The sequence below is a fragment of the Lacibacter sp. H407 genome (assembly GCF_037892605.1).
Lineage (GTDB): Bacteria > Bacteroidota > Bacteroidia > Chitinophagales > Chitinophagaceae > Lacibacter.
This window is the reverse complement of sequence record NZ_JBBKTU010000001.1, coordinates 929,209-950,783: the sequence shown is the minus strand read 5'-3', so window position 1 is coordinate 950,783 and position 21,575 is coordinate 929,209. Positions and strand designations below refer to the sequence as shown.

Sequence of the window (21,575 nt, the reverse complement as noted above, 5' to 3'; positions counted from 1 at the left end):
AAACATGGATTTTTGTTTTAATGCGAAATGCACAAAAAATGTTGGGTTTTTTGATTGAAAAGGCAAATTATTATTTACAGATAAGTGTTTTCATTTAGTTTATTCGGTTGCAGGTCTCCATCTCAACTACTACTTCCTTCAACCAACCTAAATAAATAACTTTTTTTCAATTTGACCTTTTGGTTATATAGGTTGACCCTTCGGTGAATACGAATATGAAGGTTAGCGGGCAATCTTTGTACCAGATCATTTGAAAACACCTATTCCCTTTTTCTTCTGGTTGTTAATCCAATACTTGTGAAAAACCTGCACTAAGAAATCAAGTCTATCCTGTGAGACCATAATTATAACCTCCAAACAAATAATTATGTCTCCACTTCTACACCTTGCAAAGAGAGGGCTGCTTTTTATGCTCTGTTCTTTGTGGATGCTCTCCTCGTTCGCTCAAAATGTCAGTGAATGTTACAAACCAATTACTGGATTTGGTGTCCAGGTTAATCCAATCAGGAACTCACTTATTTGTCTTGATTGCGACCGTACCGGAATCAACAATGTAACAGATGCCAACAAAAACAATTTTGCTGATCTATCTCAATTTGTTTCGCTTATCAACGGTAATGGTATTACTGTAAAGCAAACATCATTTGATTATCCTGCAGGTTATTATGCAGGCTTTGTTGTTGCATTGGGAAATGATCTCAATGTAAATGTGTTAAATGCGATCAGCATTTCAACATTTAAAGATGATGTGTTGCAGCAAACTGCAACTGGCGCATCATTGAAAGCAACGCCAATTTTAGGTGGAAGCACTGGTCGGGCTTATCTCTATTTCGAGACCAACCAATCGTTTGATGAGGTTCGTTTTACGTTTTCTTCACTTGCATCAGTGCTTAGTGAAGTAAGAGTGTATTACGCAATGGCATTCGATCCTAATTGCGGTACAATTGAAAACAATGCAATTTGTGATGATGCAATTCAGGGCAATGGCACAAGCGTTACTTACAATGGTGGTCTTGTTTGTGCATTATGTTCCTTGCTTAACAGCAATAACCTTGTTGATGCCGATAAAAACAATTATGCAACATTAACCATGCCTGCTGCAGCACTCAGTACTGTATCGGTAGGTGTGTTGGATGAAAAAAATATTTACCCTGCGGGTAACAAGGCAGGTTTTGTAATTGCACCCGATCTTGCAAACACAATACTTGATGCTAACCTTTTAAATAGTATTACCATTGAAACTTATTTGTTTGGCACCTTGCAGGAGTCGCAAACATTTAACAGTGGAAGCGGTGGTTTACTTACTGTTTCTGCTCTTAGTTTCAATTCGGTTCAAAAAACTAAGATCGGCTTTACAACAACAAAGAATTTTAATGAAGTAAAGCTTCGTGTAAACCAACCCGTTGGTGTTACACTCGGTGCATTGCGTATCTTTTATGCATTTGAAGAACCTGCAGGTTGTGGCGATTGTCATGAAGCATTGACCTCAGATCGTTCAAATCCATACACTGTAACAATTGTAACTGGAAGCAGCTGGACAACAGCTGGCGGTCTTACGTTGAATATTCCGATTTTGCCGGATGTAACAATTGCCGGTACTATTCAGGATCAGGGAAATGTTGTTAACAGCAGCCTTGCAGACTATGCAACCTATACTCCTCCTGTAATTGATTTAGGTTTAAATGTTATTGGTCTTACAAGCAGCGCAAGTTTCAAATTAACAGTTGATAACAGCCCAACTGGTGATGCAGGTCCCTTGTTCCCTGCCGGAACCTTTGGTGGTTTTGTTATTCAAAAAGAAGGTGGCTTGCTTGATGTAAATCTTCTTTCAGCCATTACAATAAAACTTTATAATGGTACAACAGAGGTGGGCAGTAAAACAGGAGCAGCTTTATTAAACGCCGGTGTTTTATCGGGCACAGCAGGTAAATCTTTCGTGGGCTTTCAATCTGCTGCAGCATTTAACCGCATACAAATCATTATTGATAACGGATTACTGTATGCAGGTGGTTTCCTCGGTAGCAGTTACCGTATCTATTATGCGTTTGTGATTGGTGATATTGATAATGATGGAACACCGGATTGTATTGATGCCTGTCCAAGTGGTGATAACAGTATTGATACAGATGGTGATGGAACGCCTGATGCTTGTGATGACTGTACCGGTAATCTATTTAAATCTCCAACAAAAGATACCGATGCTGATGGTGTTGCTGATGCATGTGATGCAGATAGTGACAACGATGGTATTGCAGATGTGGTGGAAGATGCTAATAACGATGGCGATCCAACCAATGATGATTTTGATGGTGATGGTGTTCCGAACTACCAGGATCTTGATAGTGATAACGATGGTATCAATGATATTAACGAATCTGGTATCGATGCAGCAACTGTTGCAACATTGGATGCAGATAATGACGGTGTAATTGATGCATCTGTTCCAAAAGGCAGCAACGGTATGGCCAATGCTGTTGAAACAAATGATAACAGCAATGCATCAATCAACTATACATTAAAGAATACAGATGGTGATGGCAATCCTGATTATCTTGATCTTGATAGTGATAACGATGGCATCAATGATATCATTGAAAGCGGCCACCCTGGTTTGATCGATGCAAATAATGACGGTGTGGTTGACGGACCTGATGCTGATGGTGATGGTATTCAGGATAGTGCTGATGGTAACGATGCAGTGTTTGGCGATGCAAACAATCCTGCAGTAAAAGATACAGATGCTGATAACGTTCCTGATTTCCGTGATCTTGATAGTGATAACGATGGCATCAATGATATCATTGAAAGTGGCCATCCCGGTTTGATCGATGCAAATAATGATGGTGTGGTTGATGGTCCTGATGCAGACGCTGATGGAATTATGGATAGTGCCGATGGTAACGATGCAGCATTTGGTGATGCAGATGAAATGGCACCAAGAGATACGGATGGAGATAGCATTCCTGATTTCCGTGATCTTGATAGCGATAACGATGGTATCAATGATATTATCGAAAGTGGTCACCCTGGTTTGATCGACGCTAACAATGATGGTGTTGTTGATGGACCTGATGCTGATGGTGATGGTATTCAGGATAGTGCCGATGGTAATGATGCAGTATTTGGTGATGCAGGTGAAATTGCACCAAGAGATACAGATGGAGATAGTGTTCCTGATTTCCGTGATCTTGATAGCGACAACGACGGTATTGGTGATTTAGTTGAAAGTGGTCACCCTGGATTAATTGATGCAGACAATGATGGTGTTGTTGATGGACCTGATGCTGATGGCGATGGAATCCAGGATAGTGCTGATGGTAATGATAACCTGTTTGGTGATGCCGCCACACCTGCACCAAAAGATACCGATGCAGATGGTACGCCAGACTATCGTGATCTTGACAGTGATAATGATGGCATTAAAGATATTATTGAAGGCGGTCATGGTTTCCTTGATCAGGATGGCGACGGAAGAGTTGATAATCCTTCAGATCCCGACGGTGATGGTATAGCTAACAACGGTGGCTTAGATACCAAACCAGATGAATTTGGCGGCATTAACTCTCCGGCTGTTCCTGACTTAACACCTTCAACAAGAGTTTCATCTTCAGGTTTCAATGTGGCTGAGCAAACTGAACGCACCATTGTAATTGATGTAAGTGAAATTGCCGGAGCAACAACCAATAACGCAGCAGTGCCGATACAGGTGCGTGTATTAAAATCAGACAACTTTATTTATACGTTTGATGCTGCTTCTGCTTCTGCTTCTGCTAACGTACCCGCTGCAACTCCGGTGAATAATGCTGATTGGGATCTTACGACCAATTCGGGTACGGTGCTGGTGTTTACGTTGAAACCCGGAAAAAACATTGCTGCATCAGGGTTGAGTTCCATTGCAGTGAAGTTGAAAGTAGTAGCCGGTGCATCAAAAGGCACAGATAACTTCAATGTGTCCATCGTTGCGGGTTCTGGTACCGAAACCAATTTTTCAAACAACCTTGTTAACCGTATTCTTAACATCTTTTGATTATAACAACCTCTAAAAATTATTTTTATGAAAGCAATTTTATCATATAGCATAGCGATCGTACTTAGTACAGTACTTTTTATCAACACTTCATTTGCTCAAATAACAGCAACAGAAGCCGATCCGGCAGTGATCACTATTACACAGCAATCACCAACTGATCCTTCACCAATTGGTACAAACATCGCTGGTAATACGGTGTTTAAATTCAGAGTGGCCAATAACAGTGCTGTTCCAGGTGCAACAGGTACAATTCCTGCGGGAGCATTAACCTATACTGTACAGTTCAATCCATTCTATACATTTAACAGCCTTGTTTCTACAACTGAATTTGCAGTAACATTTATGGATGCTGAAACTTATGTGATTCAGCTAACCAATAGTGTACCGATGGCAGCAGGTGATGTGTTGGATTTCTATTTGAATGTAAAGCCAACATCGAACACTACGACTCCGGCAGGTGAAACTGTTACATTAAATGTTGATCGCACCGTTCCTATTACAACCGCAAACAGCTCAACCGGAAATGATAATGTTGCAAAGCAGTTTACAGTTGCAGCAGGTTCCTCATTACCGGTACGCTCTGTTCATTTGGGAAGTACCAGCAATGCATCATCTGTAAATTTGAAATGGGTAACTGAAAGTGAATACAACACCGATCATTTCGAAATTGAACGTAGTGTAGATGGGCGCAGCTTCATGGCATTGGGTACAACAAAGGCAGCAGGTAACACTACGTCAACTACAACTTATACTTCTGCAGATGATATCAGAGCTATTGCAACAAAGCCGGTAGTATTTTATCGTATCAGAGTGGTAGATGTTGATGGTAAGTACAGTTACTCAAATACAATTGCAATTCGCCTGGTAAAACAAAGCAAAGTACAGGTGTGGCCAAGTCCATTCAGCAGCCAGTTGAATTTGCAGGTTGAGCAGGAAGCAGGTGCTGTACTCGAAGTGCGAATGTTCAATATGAGCGGTGTAATAGTATATAACAAACGCCAGATAACAACTGCCGGTACAAACAATATTCAGTTGGTTGATCAATTAAGTAGATTGTCAGGTGGTCTGTATGTAATTGAACTGATGTCGAACAACAGCAAAATTTATTCTGAAACAATCGTTAAACAGTAAAACAATAAGCTTAGTCCGTTTTAGAGGTTCTAACAAAAAGGCCATACAGAAATGTGTGGCCTTTGTTATGTGTACTATTTTTTGAAAAAGAAAAGCGTAGTTAAACAGCGCCCCAATTCTCACCGCTTCTGATGCGGTACAATGTCATTTCACTAACGCTGTATTTTTTTGCAAGCTGTTTGTAGGTAACACTGCGATTAGGATCCTGAATAATTTTCTTGATCGTTTTCACCTGCACCGGTGTAAGCTTTAATCCTTTTTGCGAAGTGCTGCGTTCTTTCTGAAGTTGTTTGTATGCAATTTTTTGCGGGCTCTTTTGCTGATGTGTTGACATCTGTTCCAATGTGGCCCATTTCAGATTAGAAGCTTTGTTATCTGTTTTATTATGATTGACATGAATCACATATTTGCTGCGGGGCGATGGTTTTGTGCAAAATATTTTTGCCACTTCACGATGCAGATAAATGGTTCCCTTGTTATCGGCACGATGCAGATTTAAAGTGCGGTAGCCGGTTGTAATGGAACCATTCAGCAACTTACCATCTTCCGTTACATCGGTTGAATAACTGGCGCAACGTCCAAGATTGGAGACAGCATATTTTTTCCGTAACTGTTTCCAACCGGCAAATTGCAATTGTTTCCATTTTTCGCCGGGAAGTTTCTTGATCATATCAATAAATTGGAGTTTCTAAATATACAACAGCAAACCCTGTACCTGCAAGCGGAACAGCATATTAATTTTTTAACAGCGCCAGAAATTCTTCTTCTGAAATAACTTTAATAGTGCTGATCTTTTTCGCTTTCTCTAATTTGCTACCAGCATCTTCGCCCACCACTAAGTAATTCAGCTTCGCACTTACTCCTCCAAGAATTGTTCCACCATGTTCTTCCGCCATCTGTTCTGCCGCACTTCTCTTCAAGGTAGGCAATGTTCCTGTAAATAAAAACGTAACACCGGTTAAATTTCCTTCGTGCTTCCGTTCTTTGTGTTCATTCTTCAATTGCAGTCCCAGTTCTTCCAGTTGTTTCAGCATGTTGAGATTGTCTGCATTGCTGAAAAAATCATGAATGCTGTTGGCAACCCTTGGCCCAACGTCTTCAAGTTGTTGTAACTCTTCCACCGATTTATTACTCACTTCCAATAAATGATTGGTTGCAGTAGCTAATGTTTTAGCCGTTGCCTCACCAACAAAACGAATGCCCAATGCATAGATCAAACGGAACAAAGGCTGCTTCTTTGAATTTTCAAGCGCTGCCTGCAGGTTCTCTACACTCTTTGCTCCATATCCTTCCAGCGTTTTGATTTGATCGAATGGTAAACGATACAAACCGGGAACATCTTTCAAAAAACCAAGCTCATAAAATTTCCGCACATTCGCATCGCCCATACCACGTATGTCCATCGCATCTTTACTGGTGAAATGGATGATGCGTTCTACCAGTTGTGCTTCACAATTATAATTCACACATCGCCACACAGCCTCTTCTTCGGGCTTTACCAGTAAGCTGTTGCAAACGGGACAATGAGTTGGGAATATGATCTTGGTTTCTGATCCATCACGTAACTCGGCCATCGATTTTACGATGTAAGGAATTACATCACCGGCCCGCTCTACCAACACCGTATCACCCAGCATCAGATCTTTCTCTGCAATAAAATCCTGGTTGTGCAGTGAGATACTCGTTACCGTTACACCGCCAATGGCAACAGGATCGATCTTGGCAACAGGTGTAACAGCTCCTGTTCGGCCCACCTGATATTCAACTGCACGGAGTTTGCTGGTTCCTTGTCTTGCTTTAAACTTGTATGCAATAGCCCAGCGTGGATGATGACTGGTCATACCCATCTGATCCTGCAACTGCAGATCATTTACTTTTATCACCATGCCATCAATTTCATACGGCAGTGTATCACGCTTCTGCTCAAACTCGTTACAGTAATCAATTACTTCCTGTATGCCTTTGCAGATCTTTTTTTCTTTTTCCGGGCTCCGGAATCCAAGCTCCCACATCATCTTTAATGCGCCGCTATGTGTATGCAAAACATCATAGGTCGATTGTTTCCGATCAACCATCGCCACGTAACCAACATGATATAAAAACGCTTCCAGGTTTCTGCGTGCAACTTCTTTGGCATCTTTAATGCGCAAACTTCCACTGGCAGCATTGCGTGGATTGGCCAGCGGTGGTAAATTTTCTTCAGCCAATTGATCATTGTAAGCTTTGAAATTTTTCTTACTCATCAATATCTCGCCACGTATCTCAATTTGTTTGATGCCGTATGTTGAAAAATCAGCTGATAAAGGAATGGAACGTATCTGCCGTACGTTGGTGGTGATCTCTTCGCCTTCTGTTCCATCACCACGTGTTGTACCACGAATGAGTTTGTCATCTTCATAGATCAATGAAATGCTGGCGCCATCAAACTTCGGTTCTACACAATATTCGATCTCAGATAAACCGCTTGCTTCTTTTGCTTTCCGGTCCCAATCAACAAGATCGTCGGCATTGTACGAGTTTTCTAAACTCAACATCGGAACCAGGTGTTGCACTTTTTTAAAATCATTCCCCAATCCTTTTGCAACCCGTTGTGTGGGCGATTCAGGCGTAATGAGTGAAGGGTTTTCCGCTTCCAGTTTTTCCAAAGCTTTGTACAACTGATCATATTCAAAATCGCTGATGAGCGGATCGTTCTGGATGTAGTAACGGTATTCGTGAAAACGGAGCACAGCTCTCAGTTCTTCGATCTGCTCTTTTTGAATAGCTGAACTTTTTAATTGGGAAAGTAAGTTGGTGGCAGCGTGTTGTAATTCTTTGGTAGTGTTGGCTGAATACATATAAAATAAATCAGGCAGTAAAAATACAAGGATGAAAGACAAAACAATTTAAATTCACAGATTCATTTTCAGTTGTTCCATTTGTCAGATGGAATCACCATCAATAAAATTTATACCGGACGGAATAAACAATCATTGTTGTTTTGAGTTATACCGTCACCAATACTACTAATTATGATCCGATTGTTTGCGCTCTTTTTGCTCGTTGCCATGTTTACGCAGTGTACTACCAAAAACGCAGTTGATTCTTTGTTGATCAACGGAACGGTGTACACAGTTGATTCTAACTTTTCTAAAACCGAAGCGGTAGCTGTGAAAGATGGAAAAATTGTTGCCACGGGAACCACTGCCGAACTGCAGCAAGCGTACACAGCGAAAGAAGTAGTTGATCTTCAAGGGAAATTTTTATACCCTGGCTTTATTGATGCACATGCACATTTTTACCGTTATGGATTGGGGCTGCGTACGGTTGACTTAACCGGTACTACCAGTTGGACTGAATGCTTGGAACGATTACAAAAGCGTGCTGCAGAACAAACGCTGCAACCGGGCGAATGGTTGATTGGCCGTGGCTGGGATCAAAACGATTGGGAAGTGAAAGAGTTTCCAACGAATGACTCGTTGAATAAATTATTTCCTGGCAATCCTGTTCTGCTTACAAGAGTGGATGGACATGGTGCTGTTGTAAATGATCTTGCATTGCAGCAAGCAGGTATTACTGCACAAACCAAATTAACCGGTGGTGATGTGTTTGTGGTAAATGGGAAACCAACCGGTGTGTTGATCGATAATGCGATCGATCTGGTATCGGCTAAAATTCCGGCTGCAACAACAGAACAAATCACTGAAGGGTTAGTGGCAGCGCAGAAAAATTGCTTTGCTGCGGGATTGACTTCTGTAGTGGATTGCGGATTGGATTATACCGATGTGCTGAACATTGAAAAAGCAAACGAAAGTGGCGTATTGAAAATGCGTATGTATGTAATGCTGAGTGATGCAAAGAAAAACTATGATGCCATTTTTGAACGGGGTAAAATAAAAACCGATCGGTTGAATGTACGCAGCTTCAAAGTATATGGCGATGGGGCATTAGGTTCAAGAGGTGCATGCTTGCTGGAGCCGTATGCAGATAAGCCCGGTCATACAGGATTTTTATTAAGCAATCCGGAGCATTTTGATTCCGTAGCATCTGTGTTGTATGCAAAAGGATTTCAAATGTGTACACATGCCATTGGTGATAGCGGCAACAGAACCATTCTCAATATTTATGGTAAGTATTTAAAAGAAACCAACGATCTGCGTTGGCGCATTGAACATGCGCAGGTGGTGAATGAAAATGATTTTAACCTCTTTGGTAAATACAGTATTGTACCGAGTGTACAACCCACTCATGCAACAAGCGATATGTATTGGGCAGAGCAACGCCTTGGACCAAAGCGTGTAAAAGGCGCATATGCCTTCAATGATCTGTTGAAACAAAATAACTGGATTCCGTTGGGTACTGATTTCCCCGTGGAAGATATTGATCCGCTGAAAACATTTTATGCTGCTGTATTTCGCAGAGATGCAAAAGGATGGCCAGAACAAGGTTATCAAGTGGAAAATGCATTAACAAGAGAAGCTACGTTGAGAGGTATGACGATCTGGGCGGCCCGTTCCTGCTTTGAAGAAAATGAAAAAGGAAGTATTGAAAAAGGAAAGCTGGCCGATTTTGTGTTGCTCGATACCGATCTCATGACAGCAACATTCGAGCAGGTGTTGAAAACAACAGTATTGAAAACCATTTGCGGAGGCGAAACTGTTTTCAATAAAAATTAATACACCGCTTCATTCCTGAATTCCCGTGGTGTGCTGTGTTTCTTACGTGCAAACACACGGTTGAAATAGGTGAGTGATTCAAATCCTGCACTGCGGGCAATGGTGGAGATCTGTTTATCTGTTTCGATCAATTGATAACAGGCATAACCCACACGGAGATCGTTCACATAATCAGAAAATGTTTTACCCGTTGCCCGTTTAAAAAACTTACAGAAGGCGCTGGGCGAAATATTAATAATGGATGCTGCTTCATTAATGGTGATGGGTTTTGCAAAATTCTGTTCAACATAGGTACATACTTTGTTGATTCTTGGCTCACTGCTTTTCGCCTGGGAAATATCGTAATCGGCGGACGCAAGCTTGGTTCCTTTTTGTTTCGAGAGTTGATTCAGCAATTCGATCAGGTCAGTAATTTTTTCAACGCCTGTTTTTCGTGGCAGCGAAAGAATAAGATCTTTAAACGGCTTGCTGTTTTTAAAATGCAATCCATGCCGGCAGTTTTGCAGCAGTCGCTTGATACTTTCAAACTCCGGTAAACCTGTAAAGCTGTTGAACAAGGAACCTGAAAACTGGATCACCACAAAATCGCAGGATTTGTTTTTGATCTTTTTATCGGTTACCCAGGTATGCGGCATATCAGGACCGATCAGCACCAGATCACCTTCACCGAATTCTTCATAACTATCGCCCACAATTCGCTTGCCCGATACATTGATCTTGTAGGTCAATTCATATTCCGGATGGTGATGCCAGTAAAACTCAAGGAAAGGGAGGCTCATTTCGTAAGCCACAAATACCGGCTTGTCGTTTCCCGGAACAATTTTTTCGAGTTCAGCTTTCATAAAACCACCAATTTTTTTCGTGACATAAATGTACAGGAAGTTGGCAATATAGTGCCAGAAATTGGAATTTTAGTTCAATTTGTACCCTCGAACATAGGTTAATTTTGTGCTGTTCTGATTGCGGAAAATGAAGAGGGTAATGATTTTGCGACCAGCTGTTATATAAAAGACCGAACATCTTTCTTACAAATTGCAATCACAACGATAATCCAACAAATTTCATTGATCATTGTTTTATTTGGTTTGATGTAAACGGATTGCGTTATGAGAAAAACTTTGCTTGCGTTCTATCTGATTTGCTTTGCAGCTGTTGCTGGCCATGCACAGCTGTTATCTACCGATATTGCTTTTCCAACCGATGCCAGTACCGTTGTTGTAACAGTGGATGCAAATAAAGGCAACAAAGGATTACTCAACCACACTGCATCTGATGTGTACGTTCACACAGGTGTTATTACAAATCTCAGCACCGGCCCAACTAACTGGCGTTACGTTAAATTCAATCAGAACTTTAATCAGCCCAACGTGGCATTGCAGGCCACATCGATCGGCGGCAATAAGTGGCAATTTACGATTGCAAATATTCGTGCTTTTTATGGCGTTCCTGCAGGCGAAACGATTTTACGAGTTTCTATTCTTTTCCGCAGCGGAAACGGACAACTGAAGCAAGCGAATTCAGACGGTAGTGATATGTATATTCAAGTGTATCCCGCCAATGAATTTGCACTGAAGTTTACTTCACCGGCCATGCAGCCAACGTACAATCCTATACCGGAACCTGTTGCTACAGCTGCATTACCGTTTAATGTGCCGGTTACAGCCGTGAGTTCAAAAAATGCAAATCTCACCATACGATTTAACGGCAACCAGATCGGTACAGCAGCAGCCGCACAAACAGTTAGCGGCACAGCCAATGTAACAGCCAACTGCGATCAGCAAATTACTGCTGAAGCAAACGATAATGGTACCATCAAGCGTGATACGATCAATTTCTTTGTAGCACCGGCCACCTATCCAACCGGAGCAAGACCGGCAGGACGGAAAGATGGAATTACCTATGAAAATGGGAATACAAAAGCTGTATTGATCTTATACGCACCACAGAAAAATAAAGTTTCCCTTGTTGGTGATTTTAATAACTGGACAGAGACCTGTTCCGGTTTAATGACAAAAGATGGTGACTATTTCTGGACCGAAGTAACCAATTTAACACCGGGTCAACAATACAGATATCAATACAAAGTGGATGATACCATTCGTGTAGCAGATCCATATAGTGAACTGGTGCTTGATCCCAACAACGATCAGTTTATTTCAGCATCCACTTATCCCAACCTGCCTGCTTATCCAACAGGAAAAACAACGGGCGGTATTGTTGGTGTACTTACTCCCGGTGAAGCTGCATACAACTGGACAAGTAACAGCTATGTTCGTCCCGATAAGCGTGATCTGATGATCTACGAATTACTGGTGCGTGACTATACCTCTGCCCGAAACTGGCAAGCATTAAAAGATACACTCAACTATATTAAAAATCTTGGTTTCAACGCCATTGGCCTGATGCCCATCAATGAATTTGATGGCAATGAAAGCTGGGGTTACAACCCGATGTACTTCTTTGCACCGGATAAATATTATGGTACAAAGAATGCATTGAAAGCTTTTATTGATCAGGCTCATAGTCTTGGTATCGCAGTGATACAGGATGCTGTTCTCAATCACGCAACGGGCCAATCAGCCATGGCAGCCATGTGGTGGAATCCAACGCTCAATCGAACAGCAGCCAACAATCCCTATTTCTATGAGACAGCACAACATCCGTTCAATGTGTTTCACGATTTCAACCACAACGTTGCACCAACGAAGTTGCTGACAGAACGCTTTATTCAACATTGGTTAACTGAGTACCGTATTGATGGTTTCCGTTGGGATTTGAGTAAAGGGTTTACAACCAATTTTACCAACGATGTTGGTGCGTGGAATAATTACAATCAAGGCCGTGTTGATATCTGGCAGAATTACTATAATGCGATGCAAACCGCATCGGCGGGATCGTATTGTATATTGGAGCACTTGGGGAATGATGATGAAGAAGCAGAACTTGCAAAGCGTGGATTGATGTTATGGGGGATTATGCATTCCGGTTTTGCACAAAACACAAAAGGTTTCTCATCTGGTTCCGACCTCAATCGTGGATTCTGGAAAAACAGGAACTTTTGGAATGATGCCTTTTTAAATGATAAGCCGCATTTGATTACCTATGCCGAGAGTCATGATGAAGAAAGGCTGATGTATGATAATATAAACTACGGTAATTCATCAAATGCCGCACATAACGTAAAAGATACAACTGTGGGTTTGTATCGTAATGAAGCGGCGGCTGCAGTACTTCTGGGAATCCCCGGTCCGAAAATGATCTGGCAATTTGGTGAGTTGGGATACGATTTTTCAATCAACCGGTGCCCCGACGGGTCAATTAATAACGATTGCAGAACAGCCAATAAACCTGTTCGCTGGGATTATTTTCAACAAACACGCCGGAAACGTTTGTATGAAACCTATGCAGCAATGGCCAAGCTGCGCAATTTATACAAGAATACATTCCGCACACCGAATCTTGCGTTGGGTACAAATCTCGGTTCAAGTTTGGTGAAAACTATTGTTGTTGATCATGCCGATTTAAAATATGTAGTGGTTGCAAACTTTGATGTGGTGCAACAAACACCGGTTGTTACATTTCCTGCAAACGGTACATTTTACGATTATACAAATGGAGGAACTATTTCTGTATCGGGCAATCAGCAGGCAATTGTGTTGGCACCCGGTCAATACAAAGTGTTTCTCAATCAGAATGTATCAGGTGGAGTAGTGACGAATATCAGGGATATGATTGCTACAAATGCAGATTTTCGATTAAGCATTTATCCAAACCCGATCCAGCAATCGGCCATTGTAAAATATGAGTTACCCAAAAGTGGTAAAGTGAGTGTGCAGTTGATGAATATGCAGGGGCAGGTATTGGCTTCAAAGAATATGGGTTTCCAATTAAAAGGTTACCAGTTGTTTGAACTGGATCGCAACAGTTTTGCAGGCATGCCTTTAACAGCAGGCCAATATGTGTTGCAGGTGCGGGTTGATAATCTTGTACGCTATGAAAAGGTGATGGTGCAGCAGTAAGCACACGGATACTGTCTTCTTATGCTGCCTTGTTTTTTTTGAATCGATGAACGTGTTTTTATTTTTTTGTTGAACGTATCTGCATTAACAGAAATGATTATTTGACAAACAAAATAATTCCATGCGACTGGATATAAATTGTAAATTTTAAAACCCACTATTGATTATGACTCTTAAACGAATGCTTGCCAGGGCGGGGGCGCTAGGCTTCCTGCTGATGGTTTTTGCAATGCATGTGTTTGCCCAAAGCAGAACTGTTACGGGGAAAGTGACAGATAGTAAAGACGGAAGCCCGATAGCGAATGCGTCTGTTACTATTAAAGGAACCAACCTTGGTACCACTACTGATGCAAGCGGCAGCTTCAGGCTGGCCGTTCCTGATAACAATGCAGTGCTTGTTATTTCTTCCGTTGGATTTTCTGAAACCGAAGTTGCAGTAGGTGCACAATCCGATCTTTCTGTTACCATGATCTCCTCACAGGGAACCTTAAACGAAGTGGTAGTAGTTGGTTATGGTACACAACGCAAGAGAGATCTCTCCGGCGCTGTTGCAACTGTTTCATCGAAAGACTTTGTGAAAGGTGCTCTTCAAACACCGGAGCAATTGATTGCCGGTAAAGTAGCGGGTGTACAGATCACTCCAAACAGTGGTGCGCCGGGAAGCGGTAGCCGCATCAGGATTCGTGGTGGTGCTTCATTAAATGCAAGCAATGATCCATTAATTGTAATTGACGGAGTACCGGTTGATAATGGTGGCATCTCAGGTGCAACCAATCCGCTGAACCTCATCAATCCCAACGACATTGAAACATTCACCATTTTAAAGGATCCATCAGCAGCTGCTATTTATGGTTCACGTGCATCGAATGGTGTAATCCTTATTACAACAAAGAAAGGTAAGAAAGGAAAAACACGTTTTAATTTCAGTGCACAAGGGTTTGTACAAACACCCAATAAATTGGTTGACGTTTTAACAGGAGATGATATTCGTTCTATTGTAACTGCAAAAGGAACACCTGCACAGGTTGCGTTATTAGGAAAAGAAAGTACCGATTGGCAAGACCAAATTTTCAGAAATGCGTTTGCACAGGATTTTAATTTAAGTGCAACGGGTGCATTTGGAGATGGTAAGTTTCCGTTCCGCATTTCAGGTGGCTATTTGAACCAGGATGGTATTTTAAAAACAGGAAACTTCCAGCGTTTAACCGGAGCTATTAATCTCAGCCCTAGTTTCTTCAATAATAAATTAAAAGTTGACTTAAACCTGAAAGGCGCACGCACAACCAATGCTTTCGCAAATGAAGGTGCTATTGGCAACGCAGTTACGTTCGATCCTACTAAACCGGTTCGCTCAGGAAGTGCACGTTATGGTGGCTATTGGGAGTGGACCGATCCAGATGGATTGCCTACACAATTGTCGAATCGTAACCCGGTAGGATTGTTGAACGATCGCACAAATACAAGCGAAGTATATAGAAGTATTGGTAATATTCAATTTGATTACCAGATTCCATACGTAAAAGGATTGCGTGCTAACTTGAATCTTGGATACGATGTATCACAAGGCAGCGGGTTGAACACTACGTCAGACAGTGCAGCCAGCTCTTATCGTCGTCAGGGTAATTTCAGTCCTTACTTCCAGCAGCGCACAAATAAACTGATGGACTTTTATTTAAATTATGTACGATCATTTGGCGACAACATTAACAGCCGTATCGATTTTACAGCCGGTACGGGTTATCAGGATTTTGAATTTTACAGCTTTAATCATCCAGACAGAAGATTTAATGGTGATGTAGTGCCGGGTTCAGAGCCGGAATTTCTTTCACAAGCTCCCGGTTATACCATGATCTCTTACTATGGACGCTTAGTGTATACATTGGCAGACAAATATACCGTTACCTTAAATGGGCGTACAGATGGAACCTCTAAATTCAGTAAAGAAAGCCGCTGGGGTTTTTTCCCATCAGCAGCTGTTGCATGGCAGATCAACGAAGAGAATTTCTTGAAGAATTCGAAAGTTGTAACGAATCTTAAACTTCGTGCAGGTTATGGAGTTACCGGTCAGCAAGATGGTATTCCATTTTATGGATATATTCCTGTGTATGGTATTAGCAATGACCAGGCTCAATATCAATTGGGTAATAACTTCATCAACATGTTGCGTCCGGGTGCTTACGATGCTGATCTTCGTTGGGAAACAACAACAAATATCAATGCAGCAATTGACTTTGGCTTTATAGATAACCGAATAAGCGGTACAGTTGAAGGGTTTATTCGTAAGACAAACGATTTGTTGAGTACAGTACCTATTCCTGCGGGTTCAAACTTTACAAACCAGTTATTCACCAACGTAGGAAATATCGAAAGCAAAGGTTACGAACTAACCTTAAATGCAATTCCTGTGCGTAACAAAAAAGTTGAGTGGGAAATCAGTGCCAACTTTACATATGTTGTACCTGAAATCACTAAGCTGCTTGTAAATGAAGATCCTAATTTCACAGGTATTGCTGTTGGCGGAATCAGTGGTGGTACGGGTAACACCATCCAACGTCATATTGTTGGTCAGCGCCCTGCTTCATTCTATGTGTACAAGCAGATCTATGACAGTAACGATAAACCAATTGAAGGTTTGTATGAAGATCTCAATCGTGATGGTATTATCAACGAAAAAGATCTCTATATCTACCAGTCTCCTGAAGCAAGATATTTTCTTGGTCTAAGCTCCAACATATCGATTGATCGTTTTACCGCCGGTTTCGTAATGCGTGGAAGTATTGGCAATTATGCTTACAGCAATGTTAATGCTAATATGGGTGTTCTTCGTCAGGTTATTAACCCATTAGGGTTTCTGGCAAACGGATCAAAAGATTATCTGAGAACCGGTTTTATAAACAATCAGTATTTCTCTGATTATTATGTTCAAAACGCCTCTTTCCTGCGTATGGATAATATCAACTTTGGGTATGACGTAGGAGAAATAGCCAAGAATGTTCGACTTCGCATTAGTGCCAATATTCAGAATGTATTTGTAATTAGTAAATACAGTGGTGTTGATGCAGAAATTGCCGGCGGTATTGACAACACAATTTATCCACGCCCACGTACCTATGTACTCGGGTTCAATTTTGATTTCTAAAAAATAAATATCTGCAAATATGAAACGTATTTCAGTTTATATAAGTTTACTGCTGACGGGTGTGGCGCTTTTAACAAGCTGTCATAAACAACTCGACCGTCAACCACCAAATACATTGCCTTCGGCGAATGTATATACAACAGAGAATGGTTATTTACAGGTATTGGCAAAAGTGTACGGCAGTGTAGCGCTTACAGGGAATGTAGGTGGTGCAGGTGCTGGCGACGTGGCCGGTATCGATGAAGGTACTTCCGACTTTCTGCGTTTGTTCTGGAAAGCACAGGAGCTAAGTACCGATGAAGCGGTTGTTGCGTGGAACGATCCGGGCATCCAGGATTTTCACAATATGAACTGGAGCTCCAGCAATCCAATGACCAAAGGATTGTATTACCGTTGTACCTATATCATCACGTTAACCAATGAGTTTATCCGTGAAAGTGCTCCTGATAAAGTAGCCGGTAAAGGCTTTGCAGGTGTTACCGTTGACAATATCAAAAAAATGCGTGCCGAAGCAAGATTTGTACGGGCATTTGCTTATTGGGTGTTAATGGATCTGTATGGTAATCCCGGTTTTACAACTGAAGCAGATCCCATCGGTAAATTCAATCCGCCACAAACAAACAGGGCTACTTTGTTTGCTTTTATTGAAAGTGAATTAAAGGCCATTGAAAATGATCTTTCCAATGCCCGTGCAGGAGATTATGGCCGTGCCGACAAAGGTGCTGCCTGGGCGTTGCTTGCAAGAATGTATCTGAATGCAAAGGTTTACACAGGAACAGAAAAAAATACGGATGCCGTTACTTATTCTAAAAAGGTAATCGATGCAGGTTATGGTTTGTTGAGCGATTACCGCTGGTTGGGACTTGCCGATAACAACGTAAGTAATCCTGAATTTATCTGGACATTGAATTATGATGGGATCAATTCCCGAAACTTTGGTGGTACAACCTTTTTGGTGAACGCTTCAGTAGGTGGTGATATGGATCGTAATGTATCGGGTTTAGGCGGATGGGGTGGTATCCGTGCAACAAGAAGTTTGCCTGATCTGTTTCCTGATGTTAACGGCAATGGCGATAAGCGTGCACAGTTTACAACAGGTACACAAACTCTCGAGATCAATAATATTTCTGAATTCAAAGACGGCTTAGCAGTTATCAAATACCGTAACCGTACAAGGTCGGGTGGTTTTGGAAAAGATCCTTCGAAGGAATTTTCTGATGTTGATTTTCCATTATTCCGGTTGGCAGAAATGTATCTGATCTATGCCGAAGCAGTGAAACGTGGAGGTACCGGTGGTACCGAAGCACAGGCATTGATCTACCTCAATGCATTACGCTCACGGGCACAGGTAACCGCAGCTCCTCTTGGTTTTTATACTCTGGATTATGTTATCGATGAACGTGGAAGAGAGTTGCATTGGGAAGGTTTCCGCAGAACTGATCTGATCCGTTTTGATCGGTTTACAGAAGGCACTTATTTGTGGCAATGGAAGGGTGGTGTAAAAGGCGGAACGGGAGTAGCAGCTACACGCAAACTGTTTCCGATTCCGGATTCTGAAATTGCAGCTAATCCAAATCTGAAACAGAACGATGGCTATTAATCAACTAAAAAAATCAAGCGATATGAAATCATACACAATCAGATTTTCGCTCTTATTGGCAGTGCTCTCGTTGTTTGCCTGTGAGAAAGTGGAAAATAAAATCTCCTACCAGAATGGAACAGCTCCTGCTCTTACAGGCAGTACAAGTGTTGTTCGGTTAGAAGCAGGGGAAGAAGCCAATGTGGCGATCCGTCTTAACTGGACAAACCCTGCCTATAGCTTTTCAACCGGTATCAGTTCACAGGATGTGAAGTACACGTTAGAGATCGATACATTGGGTGCAAACTTCGGGAGTGGAAACAAATATGTAACTGTTTATTCCAAAGAGTTGTCGAAGACTTTCACCGTTGGTGAATTGAACGGCATTTTTGGAAACAGTTTACGCATCCCCCTCGATCCACGCAAATCGTATACCTTCCAGGCAAGAATTACCTCCAGCCTCGGAATTGGCACTGATGCTGTTCCTCTTCAATCAAATGTTATCACGTTTACGGCAAGCCCTTTCCCTCCGCCTCCAAAGGTTGCTGTTCCCGCAGCAAATAATTTGTGGGCTACAGGTGATGCCTTTACTTCTTCCTGGCAAAATCCATTGCCCGGACCGTTTGATGTAAGTCAAAAATTTACAAGAATTTCAAGGACACTATATGAGCTTACCGTGAGTATGCCCGGCGGTGGTAACTACAAATTGATACAAACCCAAGGCGATTGGGGTTCACAATATCATATGCTTACAGGTGGTTCATGGCAAGGCGGTGAGTTTGAACAACGGGATGCTGATCCCGGATTCCCCGGCCCGCCAACTGCAGGCACGTATAAAATAACGGTAGACTTTCAGCTAGGTCTTTTCAATGTTGTTAAACAGTAAAACGTAATCAAATGAAATTATTCAATCAATCAATTTTCAGTTTGCTGTTGTTGGCCACAGTTTTTGCAGCATGTGAAAAGGCCGACAAGCTTCCATTCTACGGCGAGGGGGTTGCTACCACTTTGTCAGCTGCATCCACAACTGTAGCACCCATACCTGCTGATTCAAATAAGTATTCCTTAATACTTAACTGGACCGATCCAAAATATGCACAAGACCCAAAGTTGTACAAGTTTGTAATTGAGATCGACTCTACTACAAAGAATTTTACAAGAGCATACAAAAGAACAGTAATCGGAAAACTTACCGATTCAATTGTTGCAAAAGAATTGAATGCCGCCATGCTTGGCTGGGGCTTTGAATTTAATAAAGCATACGATCTGGATGTGCGTGTAACTTCCTCTTATGGCAATAATAACGAAGTGAAATATTCGAATATTCTAAAGATCAGAGCTACACCTTATAAAATTCCACCGAAAGTGGCATTACCAACCACACTACGTTTGTTTATTGTTGGTGATGGTACTGAGCATGGCTGGAGTGATGCAAATGCAAACAACCCGGTTCGTGCATTTACACGACTTGATGAAACAACCTGGGGAGCTATCTTTAATTACTCAGCCAGCGGCAGCTATAAAATATGGGAGACCTGGGGTAATTGGGATACCCAGTTCCGTTATTTCAGTGGGGATGCGTTTGCAGGCACATTTGAAAAGCGGAATGCCGATCCGGGATGGAGCTCACCTGGTGCCGGTGCTCACAAAATGATCATGGATTTCCAAAAGGGAACGTATACGGTAACCAAGGTTGACAATGCTGTGCCAACACAGCTTTGGATCACCGGCGATGCTACTACTACCAGCTGGACCAATGATCCTACTTCAAATACAGCACAGCGCTTTACACATTTATCGAGTGGTTTGTTTGAACTTACAATTGATCTTGCACCAGGAAAATATTATAAATTCCTTTCCAGCCCGGGTAACTGGCAGCCACAATTTGGTGGTTCATCAGCAACCGGAGGTAATCTTGGCGGAAACTATGGAGGTGGCGGAGACCCCGATGCGGTTCCAACACCTGCTGCTGCCGGATCGTACAAAATCACTGTGAATTTTATTACAGGGAAGTACACGGTTGTTAAATTATAACTGTTGTTTCTATATCATTCAAAAGCCGACTCAACCATTGAGTCGGCTTTTTCTTTGAATTCCCCGAATCAAAATCAGCCACAGCCCTTATTTTCATTACCTTCGTGCCCTTAATTTTCAAGGCTATGAGTTCCTTGCGTGAACAATTGGATATGGGTCGCCTGCCGCAGCATATTGCCATCATTATGGATGGCAACGGTCGTTGGGCAAAAGAGCAGGGACAAGACCGGCTCTTTGGCCATTTCCACGGCGTGGAAAGCGTAAGGGATATTGTGGAAGGTTGTGCAGAGCTGGGTGTGAAATATCTTACCCTTTATGCGTTCAGTACCGAAAATTGGGACAGGCCCATTGAAGAAGTAACGGGTTTGATGGAATTACTGGTTGACACCATTCGTAAGGAAACGGCCACGCTCAATAAGAACAAGATCAAGCTGCATGTAATTGGTGATACCAATATGCTGCCCGATTATGCAAGAAAGGAATTACAGGAAAGTGTGGATGAGTTGAAAGATAACACAGGCATGAACCTGATCATGGCACTCAGTTACAGCAGCCGATGGGAAATTGTGAACGCCATCAAGAACATTGCGGCCGATGTGAAAGCAGGCAAACTGGAACCGTTTGAAATAGACCAGGACACGATCAAGGATTATTTGACCACACGTGAGTTTCCTGATCCCGAGTTGATGATCCGCACCAGCGGTGAGTACCGGATCAGTAATTTCCTTTTGTATCAACTGGCCTATGCAGAATTGTATTTTACCAATGTACGCTGGCCCGATTTCAGAAAAGAAAATCTGTATGAAGCCATTCTTGATTTCCAGGGAAGGGAACGCAGGTTTGGCAAAACAGGTGAGCAGGTACAACCAAACGAACAGCTAACACAATCATAAGATACCCGTGACAACAGGCATTTTAACAAAGAGTTTCAGCAAAACCATTTATTTTGCCCCTCGGTCGAACACGTTACCAGCAACAGCTCCTTTTG

At 42.0% G+C, this 21,575-nt stretch carries 12 protein-coding genes; 9 read left to right on the top strand and 3 right to left on the bottom strand.

The window, feature by feature from the left end:
• Positions 1-367: 367 nt before the first annotated feature.
• The gene (locus WG989_RS04135; RefSeq protein WP_340427561.1) at positions 368-4,027 is read left to right on the top strand and encodes a hypothetical protein; all 3,660 of its coding nucleotides are present in this window, start codon (positions 368-370) and stop codon (positions 4,025-4,027) included.
• A 27-nt stretch (positions 4,028-4,054) separates the two neighbouring features.
• Positions 4,055-5,161: a T9SS type A sorting domain-containing protein gene (locus WG989_RS04130; RefSeq protein ID WP_340427560.1), complete on the top strand. Its 1,107-nt coding sequence runs from the start codon at positions 4,055-4,057 to the stop codon at positions 5,159-5,161.
• 100 nt (positions 5,162-5,261) lie between these two features.
• On the opposite strand, the gene WG989_RS04125 is transcribed toward WG989_RS04130, so the two are convergent.
• Entirely contained in the window at positions 5,262-5,831 is a 570-nt protein-coding gene (locus WG989_RS04125) for an NUMOD4 domain-containing protein (protein ID WP_340427559.1), read from the bottom strand.
• Between the two features lie 64 nt (positions 5,832-5,895).
• A complete protein-coding gene (gene ligA, locus WG989_RS04120; protein WP_340427556.1) occupies positions 5,896-8,040 on the bottom strand; it encodes an NAD-dependent DNA ligase LigA in 2,145 nt (714 codons plus the stop codon).
• 132 nt (positions 8,041-8,172) lie between these two features.
• Here ligA and WG989_RS04115 point away from each other — a divergent pair, with 132 nt between their 5' ends.
• Positions 8,173-9,816 carry an amidohydrolase gene (locus tag WG989_RS04115; RefSeq protein ID WP_340427555.1) on the top strand — a complete coding sequence of 548 codons (1,644 nt, stop codon included), beginning with the start codon at positions 8,173-8,175 and terminating at the stop codon, positions 9,814-9,816.
• Here the strand turns inward: WG989_RS04115 and WG989_RS04110 are convergent.
• Positions 9,813-10,658, bottom strand: coding sequence for an AraC family transcriptional regulator (locus WG989_RS04110; protein WP_340427554.1), 846 nt, complete (start codon positions 10,656-10,658; stop codon positions 9,813-9,815). The two genes, WG989_RS04115 and WG989_RS04110, sit on opposite strands and share 4 nt — an antisense overlap.
• Positions 10,659-10,922: 264 nt before the next feature.
• On the opposite strand from WG989_RS04110, the gene WG989_RS04105 reads away from it, so the two are divergent.
• The 6 genes from WG989_RS04105 (at position 10,923) to uppS (ending at position 21,480) form a co-directional block, all read left to right on the top strand.
• The gene (locus tag WG989_RS04105) at positions 10,923-13,835 is read left to right on the top strand and encodes an alpha-amylase family glycosyl hydrolase (protein ID WP_340427552.1); all 2,913 of its coding nucleotides are present in this window, start codon (positions 10,923-10,925) and stop codon (positions 13,833-13,835) included.
• Between the two features lie 166 nt (positions 13,836-14,001).
• The gene (locus tag WG989_RS04100) at positions 14,002-16,974 is read left to right on the top strand and encodes a SusC/RagA family TonB-linked outer membrane protein (protein WP_340427551.1); all 2,973 of its coding nucleotides are present in this window, start codon (positions 14,002-14,004) and stop codon (positions 16,972-16,974) included.
• A 19-nt stretch (positions 16,975-16,993) separates the two neighbouring features.
• Positions 16,994-18,574: a RagB/SusD family nutrient uptake outer membrane protein gene (locus WG989_RS04095; RefSeq protein WP_340427549.1), complete on the top strand. Its 1,581-nt coding sequence runs from the start codon at positions 16,994-16,996 to the stop codon at positions 18,572-18,574.
• Positions 18,575-18,596: 22 nt separating this feature from the next.
• Positions 18,597-19,439: a SusE domain-containing protein gene (locus WG989_RS04090; RefSeq protein WP_340427548.1), complete on the top strand. Its 843-nt coding sequence runs from the start codon at positions 18,597-18,599 to the stop codon at positions 19,437-19,439.
• Between the two features lie 11 nt (positions 19,440-19,450).
• The gene (locus WG989_RS04085; RefSeq protein WP_340427547.1) at positions 19,451-20,587 is read left to right on the top strand and encodes a SusE domain-containing protein; all 1,137 of its coding nucleotides are present in this window, start codon (positions 19,451-19,453) and stop codon (positions 20,585-20,587) included.
• 125 nt (positions 20,588-20,712) lie between these two features.
• Complete coding sequence (gene uppS / locus WG989_RS04080) at positions 20,713-21,480, top strand: undecaprenyl pyrophosphate synthase (RefSeq protein WP_340427546.1); 768 nt, start codon at positions 20,713-20,715, stop codon at positions 21,478-21,480.
• The last annotated feature ends 95 nt before the right edge of the window (positions 21,481-21,575 follow it).